This window comes from Pseudoalteromonas sp. OF7H-1 (genome assembly GCF_022347825.1).
Lineage (GTDB): Bacteria > Pseudomonadota > Gammaproteobacteria > Enterobacterales > Alteromonadaceae > Pseudoalteromonas > Pseudoalteromonas maricaloris.
In genome coordinates, this window is sequence record NZ_JAKRFX010000003.1 from 55,434 (window position 1) to 71,633 (window position 16,200).

Sequence of the window (16,200 nt, forward strand, 5' to 3'; positions counted from 1 at the left end):
AATATGAATATCGGCTGCTGCCAACTGCAAAGCACAGCTATTGAGGAACTGGATTATGACAACGAATAACATTAATAAAAAACTGCTCGCAGTTGCTATCAGTAGTCTCTGCGCTCTCCCTGCCACTGCGGCAGAGATTGGCGATACAAAAGTTAACTATGGTGGTTATATCAAGCTTGATGCCATTTGGAGTGACTTTTCTGACGGCGCGTTGGGTGCGCAAAATATAGGTCGAGATTTTTACGTTCCTGGTACGACTCCTGTCGGGGTTAAATCAGATAGCGACGCTGTATTTGATATGCACGCTCGTCAATCTCGCTTTAGCTTCGGGACCGATACTAAGCTTGACGATGGCAGCAGTATCAAGACTAAAATCGAGCTAGACTTTATTTCTACATCTGGAGGAAATGAGCGTGTTAGTAACTCCTACTCACCTCGTATTCGTCAGGCCTTTGTGAGTTACAAAGGCTTCTTGTTCGGTCAGGCTTGGTCAAACTTCCAAAATGTTAGTGCATTACCAGAGACTTTAGACTTCGTTGGCCCAGCTGAAGGTACCGTTTTCGTACGCCAAGCCATGGCTAAATACACCACTGGAAACTGGTCTTTTTCTATTGAAAACCCAGAAAGCACAGTTACCACTGCAGATAGTGGCCGTGTCGTCACTGATGACGCTAGCATGCCTGATTTCACTGCACGTTACACACACAATGCTGATTGGGGTCATATTGCGGTAGCGGCACTTGCGCGCCAAATTACCTATAAAGTCGGTGGAGCTGATGAGTCTGAAAGCTCATTTGGGGTCAGTGCATCTGGTCGTGTTAATTTCGGTGACAATAATTTGAAATTTATGCTGACTCAAGGTCAAGGGCTTGGTCGTTACGTAGGCCTAAACGTTGCTAATGGCGCGGTATACGACGGTAACTCGTTACATGCAATTGACTCGACGTCGGGCTTTATCGCTTATCAACATAGCTGGAATGAACAATTCCGTTCAACATTCTTATACTCTTTCTTTAATGCTGATAACGAAAGCGATTTGCTGGCGGTGACTGGCGATCCGACAAAATCAAGTATGAGTTACAGCGCAAACCTACTTTATTCACCCGTGAAAAAGCTTACCTTTGGTGCTGAATATAAAATGGGTACTCGGGAAACAGAAAGTGGCCTCGAAGGTGATTTAGACAGACTGCAACTTTCAGTGAAATACGTGTTTTAAGAGTTTGTTATTTTAATAGACTACTACCAATTCACTTCCTAACTGCGGCCTATTGGCCGCTTTTTTATTGTTGGTCGCGACATAAAGTCCACAGCAACGGTAGGCTTCTTCGCGACAAAAAGTCGCAGCTATGGTGTGTTTTTCGCGACATAAAGTCGCTGCTACGGCGTGTTTCTTCGCGACATAAAGTCGCTGCTACGGCGTACTTCTTCGCAACGTAAAGGCGCTGCTATGGTGTGTTTTTTTGCGGTATAAGGTCGCGGCTACTCGTGGGATTTCATCGTCTAACGTTGTGACCATATCGCGCCAATAAAAAAACCCCGCTGGCTGGCGGGGTTTTACAATCATCTAAAAAGCATCATCTTATTGAGCTTTTGCATCCTTCATATAATCAAAGAACTTGCTGTCCGGTGATAACACCATAACGTCATTCTTATCTTTAAAGGTATTTTTATATGCTTCAAGCGAACGAACAAACCCAAAAAATTCAGGGTCTTTATTATATGCTTTAGCGTAAATGTTTGCCGCCGTTGCATCACCTTGACCACGAACCGCGCGAGCATTACGCTCAGCATCTGCAAGCATGACTGTCACTCGACGGTCAACATTAGCACGGATGGTCTCCGCCTTCTCTTGGCCCTCAGAACGGTGCTCTTTTGCCACAGCTTGACGCTCCGCACGCATACGCTGGTAGATTGAGTTACTTACTTCGTTAGGCAAGTTAATCTGCTTAACACGGACATCCAGCACTTCAATCCCAAGCTCAGTTGCACTTTCAGACGCTTGAACTAACGCTTCTTCCATTAGCTCGCTGCGTTCACCAGATACTATTTCTTTAATAGTACGCGAACCGAAGTTTGTTCTCAGACCATTGTTAACCTTTTGCTTAAGTAGCGTTTCAGCATACTGCTTATCACCACGCGCACGTAGGTAATAAGCACTAAAGTCATTCACGCGCCACTTAACGTAAGAATCCACGATCAAGTCTTTCTTCTCGCTCGTTACAAAGCGATCAGGTTGACCATCAAGTGTTTGGATCCGTGCATCTAATTTACGTACTTGGCTAAAGAAAGGCACTTTCAGGTGAAGGCCAGGTTCATACACCAGAGCATCGCCATTCGCGTCTTTTTGTACCTTGCTAAATAGCAGTACAATTGCTCTTTGACCTTCGTTTACTACAAAGATACCAGAGAACGACATGATCACGGCAGTGACTAATAGAAGTAGACTAAAATTCTTCATATTGATTATCTCCCGTTACCAAATCTGTCGCGATTAAATCTATCACCGCCTGAATTGACAGAGCTATTTTGCTGTTGAGTACCTTCAATCGTTCTACGAAGCTGCTCAATATCGCTCTGATTTGGCAAACGTACTGGTGACGAAGCGTTGTTATGGGATTGCATAATCTTATCAAGTGGTAGATACAGCATGTTATTACCACCTTCAACATCAACCAATACCTTTGAGCTACGGCCCAAAACTTGCTCCATTGTATCAATATATAAGCGTTTACGCGTTACTTCTTTCGCAGCTTGGTATTCTGGTAGTAACTTTTCAAAGCGCTCCACTTCACCTCGAGATTCAAGGATAATACGCTCGCGATAAGCTTCTGCTTCTTGCGTCATACGAGTCACTTGACCACGCGCACGCGGTTCAATTTCTTTCGCATAAGCTTCTGCTTCACGAATGAAACGCTCTTCATCTTCTTGTGCAGCAATCGCATCATCAAATGCGTCTTTTACTTCTGAAGGAGGACGCGAGTCCTTAAAGTTAACGTCTGTAACAATCAAACCAAGATTGTATGGTTCGATAATACTGTTTAGCTCTTCCCAAGTGCGCTGACGAACCACTTCACGACCCGTAGTTAACACTTGGTCCATGCGAGCATGACCCACAACATAACGCAGAGCACTGTCTAGCGCTTGTTGTAAGCTGTGGTCAGCATCGGTCACACTGAAACGATAAAGTGTTGGATCAACAACACGATATTGCACTTCAAACTCAACGCTTACTACGTTTTCGTCTTCCGTAAGCATAAAGCCTGAAGCCGACAATGAACGTACTGCTTCAATATCTACAGGAATAACACGCTCGATGAACGTGGCTTTCCAACGCAGACCCGGCTCAGCAATACGGTCAAATTTACCAAATTGCAGCACGATACCACGCTCAGCTTCTTTTACAGTGTAAATACCACTTAGTGCCCATACGATGGCTGCGATAATAAGTATAAAGACGAAACCAGCACCGCCTAATCCGCCATTACCACCTTTCCCCGGCTTACCGCCGAAAATACCGCCGAATTTATTACCAAATTTACGGAATACTTCATCTAGATCAGGTGGGCCTTGATCCCGCCCCCCGCGGTTTTTCCACGGATCGTTATCATTGCCATTATTACCCGGTTCGTTCCAGGCCATAGCTATACTCCATTGTTATTTAAATGAATTAGGTTAAATCTAACAAAATTCGAGCGACTCTCATATAAAAATACGCTCGAAATTGACGATTTTTAACTACCAACAACCAAATCATTGAGATTTCGCCCGAATTCCTTATTGAGCTTTTCCCATTCGATTTTTGGCATTCTTACCGAAACAAGCCAGTTGCCTTGCTCGTCGTAGCCTTTTTCATCCACGGCATTGAGCTCAAATAGCGCACCTCGTAAACGCCCAAGCGCAGGAGGGACAGCAAGCTCAGCTGTGAAAACGGTTTTTGCCAACAACTCTTTAACGGCGTCGAATAACAACGAAATCCCTTCCCCAGAGTGTGCGCTTAACCACACTCTGATCGGTTTTCCTTCATCGTCTCTATCTATTCTAGGCGCAACTTCGTCCATTAGATCAATTTTGTTGTAGACTAAAAGTTGAGGAATGTCATTGGCTTCAATTTCCTCTAGAACCAATTGTACCTGTTCTATGTTTTCTTTTCTTCTCGGATCTGCAACATCGATGACATGAAGCTGTAAATCTGCCTCACGAGTCTCTGTTAAAGTCGCTTTAAATGCTGCTACCAAGTCATGAGGTAAATGACGAATAAAACCTACTGTATCTGCTAAGATAACGGGGCCAACATCATCGATTTCTATCTTTCTTAGCGTAGGATCAAGCGTTGCGAACAATTGGTCCGCAGCATATACATCCGCATCCGTAATTTTGTTAAACAGCGTCGATTTACCCGCATTGGTGTAACCTACTAGAGAAACTGTTGGGATCTCGTTACGACTGCGCGCTCGACGCCCTTGCTCACGCACAACGGCTACCTTGTCTAATCGTTTACGAATACTCTTAATTCGCTCTCTTAGTAACCGTCTATCGGTTTCTAATTGGGTTTCACCAGGACCACGTAAGCCGATCCCCCCTTTTTGCCTTTCTAAGTGCGTCCATCCTCGAATTAAGCGCGTAGAGATATGCCTTAGCTGAGCAAGCTCAACCTGCAATTTACCTTCGTGGGTACGGGCTCTTTGCGCGAAAATATCTAAGATCAGCGTTGTCCTATCTAACACTCGGCACTTACAAACGCGTTCTAAATTGCGCTCTTGTGAGGGACTGAGTTGGTGGTTAAATATGATGACATCTGCGTTGTGGATGTTGACAATCTCGGCAATTTCTTCAGCTTTACCCGTTCCGACAAACAACTTTGCATGTGGTGCTTGACGGCTGCCTTGCACAACCGCCACACTACTAACACCAGCAGAAGAAACTAGCATTTCCAATTCACGTAGATCTTCGCGATCTCCTTCGTGAGGAAATTCTATATGAACCAAGACTGCCTGTTCGCCGGCTTCATAACGGTCAAACAAGCATTAAGCTCCTACTAATAAGAATTAATAATTACCTTCTTCACCTTGGTCGCCCGCTTCACTTCCGGTTGCATTTTGGAAGTTAACCGCACGAGCTGGAACCACAGTGGAGATGGCGTGTTTGTAAACCATTTGGTTTACTGTGTTTTCAAGCAAAATCACAAATTGGTCAAATGACTGGATCTTGCCCTGTAATTTAATGCCATTCACTAAAAAAATTGAGACAGGAATGCGCTCACGACGCAAGACATTCAAAAATGGGTCTTGTAAAGATTGGCCTTTTGCCATTTTCTTATCCTTCGTTTTAGGTGTTATTATGTCAGGTCGTTGATTTAATCAGAACACGCTGATTTAACAACTACTATTAGCTTAGCGAAGTTAGAACACGTTGCAAGTTTTCTTGACTATCGGTGTCAAGCCAAGTCACATCTTGCCACCCCCTCAGCCAAGTTAATTGCCGCTTCGCCAGTTGTCTGGTCGCTGCGACGCCTTTGAAAACCATTTCGTTATAATCGCACTCGCCAGCTAAATACTCCCACATTTGCCGATATCCGACACAGCGAATAGAAGGCAAATCAGGGTGTAAATCTTTACGTTGATATAAGGCCAAAACTTCATTTTTAAAGCCTTCATCCAACATTATTTTAAATCTTTTCTCTATACGTTCATGTAAGACTTTTCGGTCATTTGGCGCAATCGCAAATTGATGAAACTGATACGGCAATGCATCCTGTTTGCTTTGCTGCAATTGAGTCATCGTTTTACCACTAATGCGATAAACTTCCAAAGCGCGGTTAATGCGTTGCGAATCGTTTTCGCTGATTTTAGCCGCAGCTTCTGGGTCAATCTCTTTTAACTGTTGATGCAGCGCAGGCCAACCCTTTTGTTCGGCTTCGCGCTCCAATACCGCTCTGATTTCAGCATCAGCCTCTGGTAATGGCGACAGGCCTTCAATCAAGCCTTTAAAGTACATCATCGTGCCGCCGACTAAAATTGGCACCTTGCCACTCTGATGAAAATCATCAATTAGTTTAATAGCATCAGCACGAAACTCAGCAACCGAATAGCTTTGTGCCGGATCAATAATATCAATTAGGTGATGTGGTGCCTGTGCTTGCTCTTGTGCGTTCGGCTTCGCCGTACCAATATCCATCCCTTTGTACACTAACGCTGAGTCTACACTGATGATTTCGGTATTTAACGCTTGGCATAACTCTATGGCCAATGCGGTTTTGCCCGCTGCTGTCGGTCCCATTAGGGTAATGACAGGTAACTTGTTCACATCTAACCTACTAATAAACTGCACTAATCTCGTATTATAGCTGATAGTACATGGTAATTAATACCTACTTAGGCACGAATTACTGCGAACTTAAAAAACTGACTAACTTCTGGGCATCAATTGTAACCGCACTTTTATGAATACGAGCCAAACATGAGGCTTTTGAAAGTAATTTTTCTTTAACTAAATCAAAATGCTGGCTATCGAAATAGCTGCTGGGTGTCGAGACTTCTAGCCACTGTAACCAATCTTGGAGTTCAGCATCTGAGCTTGGTTCCATCATCTGCTTAGAAATTTCACCAACATCTATGCTATAGAGCGACACTGGTAATTTTTTAACTAAGATATGGCCATCAAAAATTTCAATCGCAAACCCTAAAATTGCCAACCAAGTTTCACGCTGCTGCAATGCTTCCAGTGCGGCTTTATCTAACTTGATGCGCACGGGTAACAGCAGCGCTTTGCCTTGCAATGTGCCATCTTGCTCAATTTGCATTTGCCAATATGGCAACAGCCCTTGCCTACAATCACCAAACAACAACTGATTATCTTGCTCAAGCATGACTTTGCCTTGCGGCAACAACATCCAGCTAGATTTACTGGCGGATATCGGGATGCTACTTACTTCATTTGACGGTAATGCAGCTTCTTCAATTTGATCGAAGTGCTGCATCTGTTGATGTGATAGCCCTTGATAGAGCTGGTTTACATTCACCTGCTTTTTGCCACCACCCGTTGCACTGCCATAGTTACTTCGACCACTACCTGAGGCAGATCTTGATGCCTCCGAGCATTCACCGAAGGTACTTGGAGCCGAATAGGCCTGTGCTTGCGTTTCGGGCTGTAAGGTTGAACGGTAACTTTGATGATAGGCTTCATCTACCTGTTCTTGAGGCATAAATAATGGCGATGCGGTATCAGGTGCTTGAGTCTCGGTCTCGCTTGCACAAGGTAAATCAATTTGCTCCGTCGCGACCTGCTTTATTGCTTGTACAATAAAGTCGTGAACCAAGCGCGCTTGATGAAAGCGAACTTCGTGTTTCGCGGGGTGGACATTAACGTCAACTTGTCTCGGATCTAACTCAAGATATATGACAAAACCGGGAAGCTCTTCATGCCCGATTGATTCATCAAATGCTTGGCGAATCGCATGCAAGATGAGCTTATCTCGCATCATACGACCGTTTACGTAGGTATATTGTGTGCCGTTGTTCACCCCCGCAGGTAACACCCAACCGAATAACCTCAGTCCCTCATGCCCTGAGTCAATAAAGCTTGCTTGCTGTAAGAATGCTTTGCCACCAACTTGCGCAACTCGCTCAACCCCTTTTTCAATAGTGCGAGGGCGATATTGGCGAACCACCTTTTGGTTATGAGTGAGCGTGATGGCAACATCAAAACGACTCAATGCAATACGCTTAACCAGCTCATCGATATGGCTAAACTCAGTTTTTTCAGTACGTAGAAATTTCCTGCGCGCAGGCGTGTTGAAAAACAGATCTTTGACTTCAATGGTGGTACCGTCTGGGTGCGCGGTAGGTTGAACCTGCACAGCCATATCTCGCCCTTCGGCGAAAGCCTGCCAAGCAGTTTCTTGCGCTTGAGGTTTAGAGCTCAGAGTCAGTCGCGATACTGAACTGATGGATGCCAGCGCCTCACCTCGAAAGCCCAGCGAAGCAATACACTCCAGATCATCCAAGCTTTTCAGTTTACTTGTCGCGTGGCGAGACAGCGCCAACATCAGCTCGTCTTTAACAATGCCAATACCATTATCACGGATCCGAATAAGCTTGTGTCCTCCACGCTCAATATCTATTTGAATGCGCGTCGCACCAGCATCAATACTATTTTCCACCAGCTCTTTCACAACGGACGCTGGCCGCTCCACCACCTCACCGGCAGCGATTTGGTTGGCTAACCGAGCTGGAAGTATTTCTATCGTCATCATTTACGCTTTTGGAATAGTTAAGACTTGCCCAATAAACAAGGTATTGTTTTTCAGGTTATTTGCTTTTTTCAATTCACTGACCGTAATGCCATAACGGCTAGCCAGCACACTCAATGACTCGCCACTTTTTACTTTATGCGTTACCGGCTTATTGGATTGCATACGCGCAAATAGCGAGTTATCTGGTGGGTTTTTTTCATAATAGCCCTTGATCGAACTAAAAATAGCCCGAGCTAAACGCTCTTGATAATGCGGAGACATTAATAGTTTTTCTTCTTGAGGGTTTGAAATAAACCCGGTTTCCACTAGGATCGAAGGTATATCTGGTGACTTTAGTACCCCAAAGTTTGCAGCTTGCGGTCTGCTTTTGTGCATTTTTGCCACTTTTTTCAGCTCTTTGACGACTTCTTCTGCGACCTGAAACCCGGTTTTCATCGAATGTTCCATCGACATATCAAGTAGCGCCTTGGCTAAATATTTTTCGTTGGCCGTATCTTTAATTAAATCGGCAGCCCCTCCCAATAACTGTGAGTGTTTTTCTTTGTCTTCTAGCCACTTACCTATTTCAGAATTTGCTCTGCGCAGTGATAACACCCAGACCGACGCACCGCGTGGTTGAGGGCTGGTGAAGGCATCTGCGTGAATAGACACAAAGAAATCCGCTTTTCTTTCACGCGCTCTTGCGGTTCTCGTATTCAACTTGAGGTAATAATCGCCAGTACGAATAAGCTTTGCGCTCATCCCCGGCTGGCTATCTACTAAGCGTGCTAAACGCTTCGCAATTTGAATGGTTACGAGCTTTTCATAAGTACCTGAAGGTCCAATAGAACCCGGATCTTCACCGCCATGACCGGCATCGATGGCGATGACAATATCTCTGTCTTGCGCCAGTGTTTTTCGTGGTATGGCAGTTTTTGTATCGTCATAAGCACTCATCTGCTTACCATACAAATCAACAACTAGTCGGTTTTTATATGGACCGGTTGGTGCTAACGCAAAGATTTTTGGCGTAGCGCTACGACTTAGCTCCACAACAATCCGTGCAGAATTGCTGTTTTTTGGTTTGCTGTGGCGCACCTTGTTTACAACTCGATGTTCGTCAGGAACACTCGGAAAGTCTTTTTGTTGCTTGGTGTTTTCAAGGTCGATCACCAAGCGCAGTGGATTTTTCAGCACAAAATAGCTGTAATCCGGCTTATCGCTCATATCAAAAACAATACGAGTGCTTTCTGGGGAGGGCCAAACACGCACACTTTCGATGGCGTTTTGGGCGATGCTGTGCATGCTCGTTAAGAGCATGCAGATAAAAATGAAAATATAACTAATAGTCGGCTGATTACGCATAATCTTGTAATTGTTTTAATAGTGCCTCGCCGCGGCTAGACTTGGCCTCAAGTGTAATTTGACGGCCATCACCAGCATACTGCATTGTGACGTCTATATCTGGGTTTGGAATAAAGCCTTCACCTTTTTCAGGCCACTCAACAACACAGATAGCATTACTTGCAAAGTAATCCCGGATCCCCATGTATTCGAGCTCTTCAGGCGAACCTAATCGATATAAATCAAAATGATATATTGAGACATCATCCAGTTCATAAGGTTCAACTAAGGTATAAGTTGGACTTTTTACCTTACCTGAATGGCCAAGGCTTTGCACGATCCCGCGAGTGAGCGTGGTTTTACCCGCGCCTAAATCACCGTGTAAAAATAGTACCGCACCTTGACGAATAACATTGGCAATTTTATTACCCATAGCAACTGTTGCTGGCTCATCAGCCAAATCGAATTTCATATGACCTGTCGTCACCCTAAAACACCTCGAATATGTTCGAATAAATCCCCGGCCAACATACCTTTTTCGCCATCATTGGCGGCCTGCTCGGCAGCTAAACCATGAATATACACGGCTAGGTTTGTTGCAGCAAATGCTTCCATCCCTTGGGCAATTAAACCGCCTATGATACCAGATAAAACATCGCCCATCCCAGCACTCGCCATTCCCGCACAGCCTGAACGATTAATATTTATTCGCTCACCTTCAGATATCAAACTGCCCGGCCCTTTTAGTACCGTAACAGCGCCATATTCATGGCTAATTTCTTTAGCCACCGCGAAGCGGTCATGTTCATTTAGCGGTGTCTCTAAGTGACTCAATAACCGCCTTGCTTCACCTAGGTGAGGCGTTAACACCCAGTTTGATTTTTGCCTCGGTGCATGCGCTAAACAATTGAGCCCATCAGCATCCACAACCATCGACAATTCAGTTGCCATCGCACAATTAAAAAGTGATTTTGCCCAAGCGTCTTGAGCAAGCCCGGGACCAAGCACTATAACACTGGCTTTTTTCATCAGTGGCGATAACTCATTCGCACTCTCGACACCGTGCACCATTAATTCAAAGCGCCCCTGTAAGACGCTTGCGATATTATCAGGATGAGTAGCGACCGATACAAGGCCAGCTCCTGCTCGCAGAGCGGCTTCTGCTGCCAATCGAATTGCCCCAGCCATGCCACGATTACCGCCAATAAGTAACACATGACCATGGGCATTTTTATAGCTATCTAGTACTCGCTGCGGCCTTGCTGCCATGAAGGTTTCATGATTTAAGTAATTAGATGTTGGCATTACTAGGGTTTTGAATGCTTCACCAACATCCAAATCGGCTAACAATAACGTTCCCACGAAACGCTTTGCTGAGCCGCTAAGTAAGCCCTGTTTTAACGCGATAAAGGTGATGGTTTTGGTAGCTAAAAATGCACTGGCCGCAACTTCTCCTGTTGTGGCATTTATACCGCTCGGTACATCAAGTGCCAACCTAGTAATTGGCAGTTTATTTATTTTGTCAAAACAAAGGCAAACATGGTCAGGCAGCTCACCTCTAAAACCGGTGCCGAACACACCATCAACCACCACCGTAAACTGGCTTAACTCTACCTCGTTCAACGAAAAAGCCAATGCGCCTTGATATTGAGAAAATGCCTGCTGCGCATCGCCCGTTAAGCTTTCAGGTGCAAATAACGCGAATACGGTGACGGAAAATCCGGCCTGCTGACATAATTGAGCAACGACAAAACCGTCTCCCGCGTTATTACCTTTACCTGTGATAACAAAGATATGGCTGGATTTTGGCTGGCTGTTTTCAATAAAGCGAAATGCAGCAGTCCCTGCTCGCTTCATTAAAGTACTTAGATCTGTGCCTGATAACTTTGCGGCTTTTGCTTCATATTGCTGCACTTGTTGGGCTGAATAAGCAAATTGTGGTAAATTGTCCGTGTATTCATTAGCCATTATTTCTTCCCGTGACGACCGATAATATCAATTATAGTGAACTTGCAGCACAAATTAAGCAATGGGGCCAAGAACTTGGCTTTGCAGAAGTCGGTATAACCGACATTGATTTACGCGAGCATGAAGCGCAACTTCAGCGCTGGTTAGACGCAGGCTATCATGGTGAAATGGCTTACATGGCGGCGCATGGAATGAAGCGTGCCCGCCCCGCAGAACTGGTTCCTGGCACTCAACGTATTATTTCGGTGAAAATGAACTATCTGCCACCCGATGCCAGCTTTGCCAGAGCGCTTGGTAATAAAACCACAGCCTACATCTCTCGTTATGCATTAGGTCGAGACTATCATAAGGTAATGCGCAACAAGCTAAAGCAGCTCGGACAAAAGATTGAGCAAGAAGTCGGCACGTTAGGGTTTCGCCCTTTTGTCGACTCAGCCCCGGTACTAGAGCGACAAATTGCAGAAAAAGCAGGACTTGGCTGGCGTGGAAAAAACAGTCTAGTGATTAATAAGCAGGCGGGATCTTGGTTTTTCTTGGGTGAGCTGTTTGTTGATATTCCTCTTCCCATTGATAAACCAAACCAAGAAGAAGGTTGTGGCCGTTGTACCGCCTGCCTAACTTTATGCCCTACCGGCGCCATCGTAGAACCTTATGTCGTTGATGCGAGACGCTGTATTTCTTATCTCACCATAGAGCTTCAAGGCGCAATTCCAGAGGAATTTAGAGCAAAAATGGGCAATCGGATATACGGTTGTGATGATTGCCAGTTAGTCTGCCCATGGAATCGCTATGGTCAAATAACGGAAGAAGCCGACTTTTTGCCGCGGACTCAACTTAAAGATCAGCAATTGTTGAGCTTATTTGCTTGGGATGAAGCAACATTTTTGAAAAACACCGAAGGCAGCCCCATTCGCCGGATTGGACATGAACGTTGGCTACGAAACTTAGCCGTTGGCCTTGGCAATGCACAATACGATGAAGCTATCGTTATAGCACTGGAAGATAAGCGCCAAAGTGCCACTCCCCTTGTTATCGAGCATATCGACTGGGCGCTGGAACAACAAAGACAAAAGTCAGACCAACATGAACGCAAAAAAGCAAGGCTGATCCGCATTATTGAAAAGGGCTTGCCACGAGACGCTTAGCTGATTTGTCGCGATAAAGAAGTCGCGCTAAAGCACGACCTACGGTCAAATGAGTTGAGAGAATCACGATAAAAAAGCTGCGCTATAAAAGCTAAAGAAGTCGCGCTAAAGCGCGACCTACGGCGGTATTGGAAGTAGGGTTTATTCTGAGCGTCGCGAGAGTAGTTTTAAGTCTTCTTCAATATCATGGAAAGCGGTTTTCACCTCTCGCACACTTTCTTCCCTTGCGACTGAGCTTTGAATCGCTTTATCGACGTTTTGATAGATAAACATCTCCTGATCTTCGTCTAGGCCCATTGTCGGAATGCGCTCTTCAAATAACTCTTGTAATGAGCGGAACACTTTTTCATTTTCTTGACGATTTTTATCAAGCAGCGACACCATGCTGTTAAACTTACCTTGCACCATTTTTATCGCTTCTTCCAGGTCCTCGTGTTGCTGTACCAGCTTGCGTTTAGTGGAAATGGCAATTAACTGTTGCTCCGTTACGCTGGCAATAAAGCAAATATGATCCCGCAATCTTCCGTGTTTATCTGGATCGTCTCCCGGCATATTGAGGATCAAAATACTCAAAAATGGATAGTTAACCAATATGCGGTTAGTAAATTCATGTAATCGCCCTTTGGTGTGTAAGATTTCAAATAATTCAATGACGATAGGTGAGCAAATCCCCGTAGTTGCAAAGTGATGTTTTTGTCCCTCAAGCCGAACTTCAACATTACAATTAAGTCCCAGTCCCTTTAAACACTGACATAAAGCTTCCGCCAGTCGCGGGATTGTTTCTATCTCACCGATTTGCTCAATGTAGGTAACGATTTGCCCCATTTCACTGCTATTAGCCATGGCGCTAAATGCCGTGGAGGTTGCATCTTCAATTTGCTGAGCCAGAATATCTTTTTCTAGTAGCATTTGATTCAAGTGCGTGAGCTTGGCTTTTAACTCACCTTGGCCAAACGGCTTAACAATATAATCTTCAGCACCCACTGAGTAGCCTTCCATGCGCTCTTCAACAGAGCCTCTTGCAGACACGAACATAACGATAATATGCTGTGTGTTTGGATTGGCTTTAATTGCCTTACATACCTCATAACCGCTCATTTTTGGCATGCTTACATCAAGTAAAATTACTTGAGGGTCAAAGTCTTCGACTACAGCTAGACATTCATGACCGCTTTCAACGGTTTTTAACTCAAAGTCTAAGTCTTCTAAAATCTCTTCAATGATTTCTAGATTAAATGGTTCGTCGTCAACTGCTAAGATTCTGCGTAAAGCCATAAATGAATATCCTTCGTCGGTTCACAATGGGAAAGGCACTGTGGGGAAAATACGGTAACTTAAGACCAGTGCTTCAACAGCTCCCAATCAGATTATATTAATACAAGCTCTATTATTATTTATAGACGCTTACTCAACGCCTTTCCAATTACAACCATTACACCGCATTACTCTCAAGATGCTCTGTTAACGGCAGACTCACATTGATACATGCACCACCCTCAGGATTATTCTCGGCGTAAATCTGCCCTTTATGCAGTAAAATAAATTCCTTACAAATAGCAAGACCTAAACCCGTGCCGCCGGCACCACTGTCTGTTTTACTACTTTGCACAAACTTGGCAAAAATCTGTTCCAATTCGTCATCCGGAATACCAACCCCTTGATCGGCAATCTTGATATGAATATCTTGATCTTTACAGCTTAACAGTACACTCACCTCACTGCCTTCAGGGCTAAACTTGAGCGCGTTGCCCAATAGGTTTCTGATCACTTGATTCATTTGCTCCGGATCGCAAAAGGTCATCACGCCTTGAGCTGGCTTTTCAAAGCGGATCTTTATCTTTTTCTCAAGCGCAGTCCCCGATACATCTTCAATACCGCTTTGGATCACATTCACCAGGTTGTGAAAGCTTGGATTAAATGGAAAGCGGCCTGCGTCTAACTTTGATAAATCAAGTAGATTGTTAAGCAGTACCAATAGACGTTCTCCACTGGTTTCGATACGAGATAAATACTTTTTGAGCTTGTCCGTCGGTACTTCAGGAGCCGTTAGCTTATCTAAACCGAAACGTGCAAAACTTAATATAGAGTGCATTGGTGTGCGCAATTCATGGGACATATTGGCTAGAAATTCAGATTTAGATAGGTTGGCCGCTTCCGCCGCTTCTTTGGCTTTTTGTAACTGTGCCGTTCGAGCTTGCACTTCAAACTCTAGTAACTCTTTGGTTTCTTCTAGCACTTCTTGTTGCTCTTTAAGCTTTGAGACATTTTTAAAAATGACCGCAAATGCCATATCGCCGTGATGATCGATTTCGTTAAACGTTCCCATCAAAGGAATGCTGCGCTCACCCGCTTTTGGCAGACTCAGCTCACAGTTAAAGTGCTTTAACATACCAACATGCTTCATCAAATCGCGTAATTGCGACACGGATATTTCATCAAATAGCTCAAAAATAGAGAGTGGCTGTAGCTCTTCTTCCGTTAGCTCAAACAATTCGCAACACGCGTCATTTGCTTCAATAATATGGCCTTGACGGTTGAACAGCATAATCGGATCCGGAGTATGTTTATAAATCACGCGCAGCAGACTGTCGCGTTCAATCAAGGCATCGACCGTATCTTGGAGGCGCTCAACCAACTCTTGGTTATGACGTCTTAAGAGCTCTGTTTGCCATAATTTATGTAGGCTTTGTAATAAATCGCTCTCATCAAACGGTTTAATCAGAATGTCTTCTACCCCTTGACGCACGGCTTCTAACATATCCACTTGATTAACCCGAGAAGTCATCAATAAGCAGCGGCAATTGTGGTGCACTTGACGAACTTTATTAAACACATCTAAGCCTGTGTCTTTTTCTAGATTAAAGTCACAAATAAGGAGATCAACAGGATGTCGCTCGGCAACTTGCATCGCTTCATCAAGCGTCGTCGCGGTCGTCACCGCAAGCTGTGCTCCGCGTAGGCCGTTAGCTAAGGTCTCTAGGCGAGGCGTATGATGGTCAACCAGCAACACTTTGGGCAGCACTAAGGTATTAGTAGAACCAATTTCCAGTAGGCGTTCAAGTAAGCCAGTAATATCTTTATTAGCAAAGAAGGGGTAGATAACAATGCCATTTGGCAAGGCGCGGTTGATTTCACTGAAAGATTTTAAGTGCTCGGCATTATCGGGTTTAGGTGCCAGCAACACTAACTTATCATGATTCCTCAGTTGATATAACGCTTGGAGCTTACTGGCTGGCACCCCATGAGCAATAACAACAACATCAAACTTATCAAAATCGAGATTTGCTTCTAGACTCCGGTAATGCACATGCTCTACCTCACCACCGAGTAACTCAAATAATACCTTTACTCGCATCGCTTGCACACTGCTGCTGTCAATAATCAGCACTCGATTCGCCATAACCAGATCCTTTACCGATAATTCTGAGATCCAGTTTAGTAGAAGAATCACAAGACGCTAAAAAATAGCACTATTTTGATATGTTTGACGCCGCGGTCTAATTCTCGCAGCGA

The 16,200-nt window shown here is 44.6% G+C and carries 13 protein-coding genes; 2 read left to right on the top strand and 11 right to left on the bottom strand.

From position 1 onward, the window contains the following. The first annotated feature begins 55 nt into the window (after positions 1 to 55). Positions 56 to 1,216, top strand: coding sequence for a DcaP family trimeric outer membrane transporter (locus MHN30_RS04535; protein WP_239358650.1), 1,161 nt, complete (start codon positions 56 to 58; stop codon positions 1,214 to 1,216). A gap of 363 nt (positions 1,217 to 1,579) precedes the next feature. Here the strand turns inward: MHN30_RS04535 and hflC are convergent, their stop codons facing one another. From hflC to MHN30_RS04580, 9 genes are all read right to left on the bottom strand, one after another. Continuing rightward, complete coding sequence (hflC, locus tag MHN30_RS04540) at positions 1,580 to 2,458, bottom strand: protease modulator HflC (RefSeq protein ID WP_010377388.1); 879 nt, start codon at positions 2,456 to 2,458, stop codon at positions 1,580 to 1,582. Between the two features lie 5 nt (positions 2,459 to 2,463). After that, the gene (gene hflK, locus MHN30_RS04545) at positions 2,464 to 3,639 is read right to left on the bottom strand and encodes an FtsH protease activity modulator HflK (RefSeq protein ID WP_239358665.1); all 1,176 of its coding nucleotides are present in this window, start codon (positions 3,637 to 3,639) and stop codon (positions 2,464 to 2,466) included. Between the two features lie 92 nt (positions 3,640 to 3,731). Beyond that, positions 3,732 to 5,021, bottom strand: a complete 1,290-nt coding sequence (gene hflX / locus MHN30_RS04550) for a ribosome rescue GTPase HflX (protein WP_010605651.1) — start codon at positions 5,019 to 5,021, stop codon at positions 3,732 to 3,734. Positions 5,022 to 5,045: 24 nt separating this feature from the next. After that, positions 5,046 to 5,309 (bottom strand): RNA chaperone Hfq, encoded by a 264-nt coding sequence (gene hfq, locus MHN30_RS04555; protein WP_010377383.1) that lies wholly within the window; start codon positions 5,307 to 5,309, stop codon positions 5,046 to 5,048. A 76-nt stretch (positions 5,310 to 5,385) separates the two neighbouring features. Further along, entirely contained in the window at positions 5,386 to 6,276 is an 891-nt protein-coding gene (gene miaA / locus MHN30_RS04560; RefSeq protein ID WP_239358928.1) for a tRNA (adenosine(37)-N6)-dimethylallyltransferase MiaA, read from the bottom strand. A gap of 106 nt (positions 6,277 to 6,382) precedes the next feature. Continuing rightward, the gene (gene mutL / locus MHN30_RS04565; RefSeq protein WP_239358667.1) at positions 6,383 to 8,248 is read right to left on the bottom strand and encodes a DNA mismatch repair endonuclease MutL; all 1,866 of its coding nucleotides are present in this window, start codon (positions 8,246 to 8,248) and stop codon (positions 6,383 to 6,385) included. 3 nt (positions 8,249 to 8,251) lie between these two features. Beyond that, the gene (locus tag MHN30_RS04570) at positions 8,252 to 9,595 is read right to left on the bottom strand and encodes an N-acetylmuramoyl-L-alanine amidase (protein WP_239358669.1); all 1,344 of its coding nucleotides are present in this window, start codon (positions 9,593 to 9,595) and stop codon (positions 8,252 to 8,254) included. Further along, complete coding sequence (gene tsaE / locus MHN30_RS04575) at positions 9,588 to 10,061, bottom strand: tRNA (adenosine(37)-N6)-threonylcarbamoyltransferase complex ATPase subunit type 1 TsaE (RefSeq protein ID WP_010605655.1); 474 nt, start codon at positions 10,059 to 10,061, stop codon at positions 9,588 to 9,590. The genes MHN30_RS04570 and tsaE overlap by 8 nt, the downstream gene beginning before the upstream one ends. Further along, positions 10,058 to 11,542 carry an NAD(P)H-hydrate dehydratase gene (locus MHN30_RS04580; protein ID WP_239358671.1) on the bottom strand — a complete coding sequence of 495 codons (1,485 nt, stop codon included), beginning with the start codon at positions 11,540 to 11,542 and terminating at the stop codon, positions 10,058 to 10,060. The genes tsaE and MHN30_RS04580 overlap by 4 nt, the downstream gene beginning before the upstream one ends. A gap of 11 nt (positions 11,543 to 11,553) precedes the next feature. Between MHN30_RS04580 and queG the strand changes: the two genes are divergently transcribed. Next, on the top strand, positions 11,554 to 12,687 hold the full coding sequence (gene queG, locus MHN30_RS04585) for a tRNA epoxyqueuosine(34) reductase QueG (protein WP_010377373.1): 1,134 nt from the start codon (positions 11,554 to 11,556) through the stop codon (positions 12,685 to 12,687). A gap of 141 nt (positions 12,688 to 12,828) precedes the next feature. On the opposite strand, the gene MHN30_RS04590 is transcribed toward queG, so the two are convergent. Further along, on the bottom strand, positions 12,829 to 13,962 hold the full coding sequence (locus MHN30_RS04590; RefSeq protein ID WP_045988582.1) for a response regulator: 1,134 nt from the start codon (positions 13,960 to 13,962) through the stop codon (positions 12,829 to 12,831). A gap of 157 nt (positions 13,963 to 14,119) precedes the next feature. Then, positions 14,120 to 16,087 carry a hybrid sensor histidine kinase/response regulator gene (locus MHN30_RS04595; protein ID WP_130164785.1) on the bottom strand — a complete coding sequence of 656 codons (1,968 nt, stop codon included), beginning with the start codon at positions 16,085 to 16,087 and terminating at the stop codon, positions 14,120 to 14,122. Positions 16,088 to 16,200: the final 113 nt, after the last annotated feature.

Excerpts from the sequence above, each read along its gene's own strand:
- MHN30_RS04590 (WP_045988582.1), bottom strand. The coding sequence starts at position 13,962 with ATGGCTTTACGCAGAATCTTAGCAGTTGACGACGAACCATTTAATCTA.
- hflC (WP_010377388.1), bottom strand. The coding sequence starts at position 2,458 with ATGAAGAATTTTAGTCTACTTCTATTAGTCACTGCCGTGATCATGTCG.
- mutL (WP_239358667.1), bottom strand. The coding sequence starts at position 8,248 with ATGACGATAGAAATACTTCCAGCTCGGTTAGCCAACCAAATCGCTGCC.
- MHN30_RS04580 (WP_239358671.1), bottom strand. The coding sequence starts at position 11,542 with ATGGCTAATGAATACACGGACAATTTACCACAATTTGCTTATTCAGCC.
- miaA (WP_239358928.1), bottom strand. The coding sequence starts at position 6,276 with ATGGGACCGACAGCAGCGGGCAAAACCGCATTGGCCATAGAGTTATGC.
- MHN30_RS04535 (WP_239358650.1), top strand. The coding sequence starts at position 56 with ATGACAACGAATAACATTAATAAAAAACTGCTCGCAGTTGCTATCAGT.
- hflK (WP_239358665.1), bottom strand. The coding sequence starts at position 3,639 with ATGGCCTGGAACGAACCGGGTAATAATGGCAATGATAACGATCCGTGG.
- MHN30_RS04570 (WP_239358669.1), bottom strand. The coding sequence starts at position 9,595 with ATGCGTAATCAGCCGACTATTAGTTATATTTTCATTTTTATCTGCATG.
- hfq (WP_010377383.1), bottom strand. The coding sequence starts at position 5,309 with ATGGCAAAAGGCCAATCTTTACAAGACCCATTTTTGAATGTCTTGCGT.
- MHN30_RS04595 (WP_130164785.1), bottom strand. The coding sequence starts at position 16,087 with ATGGCGAATCGAGTGCTGATTATTGACAGCAGCAGTGTGCAAGCGATG.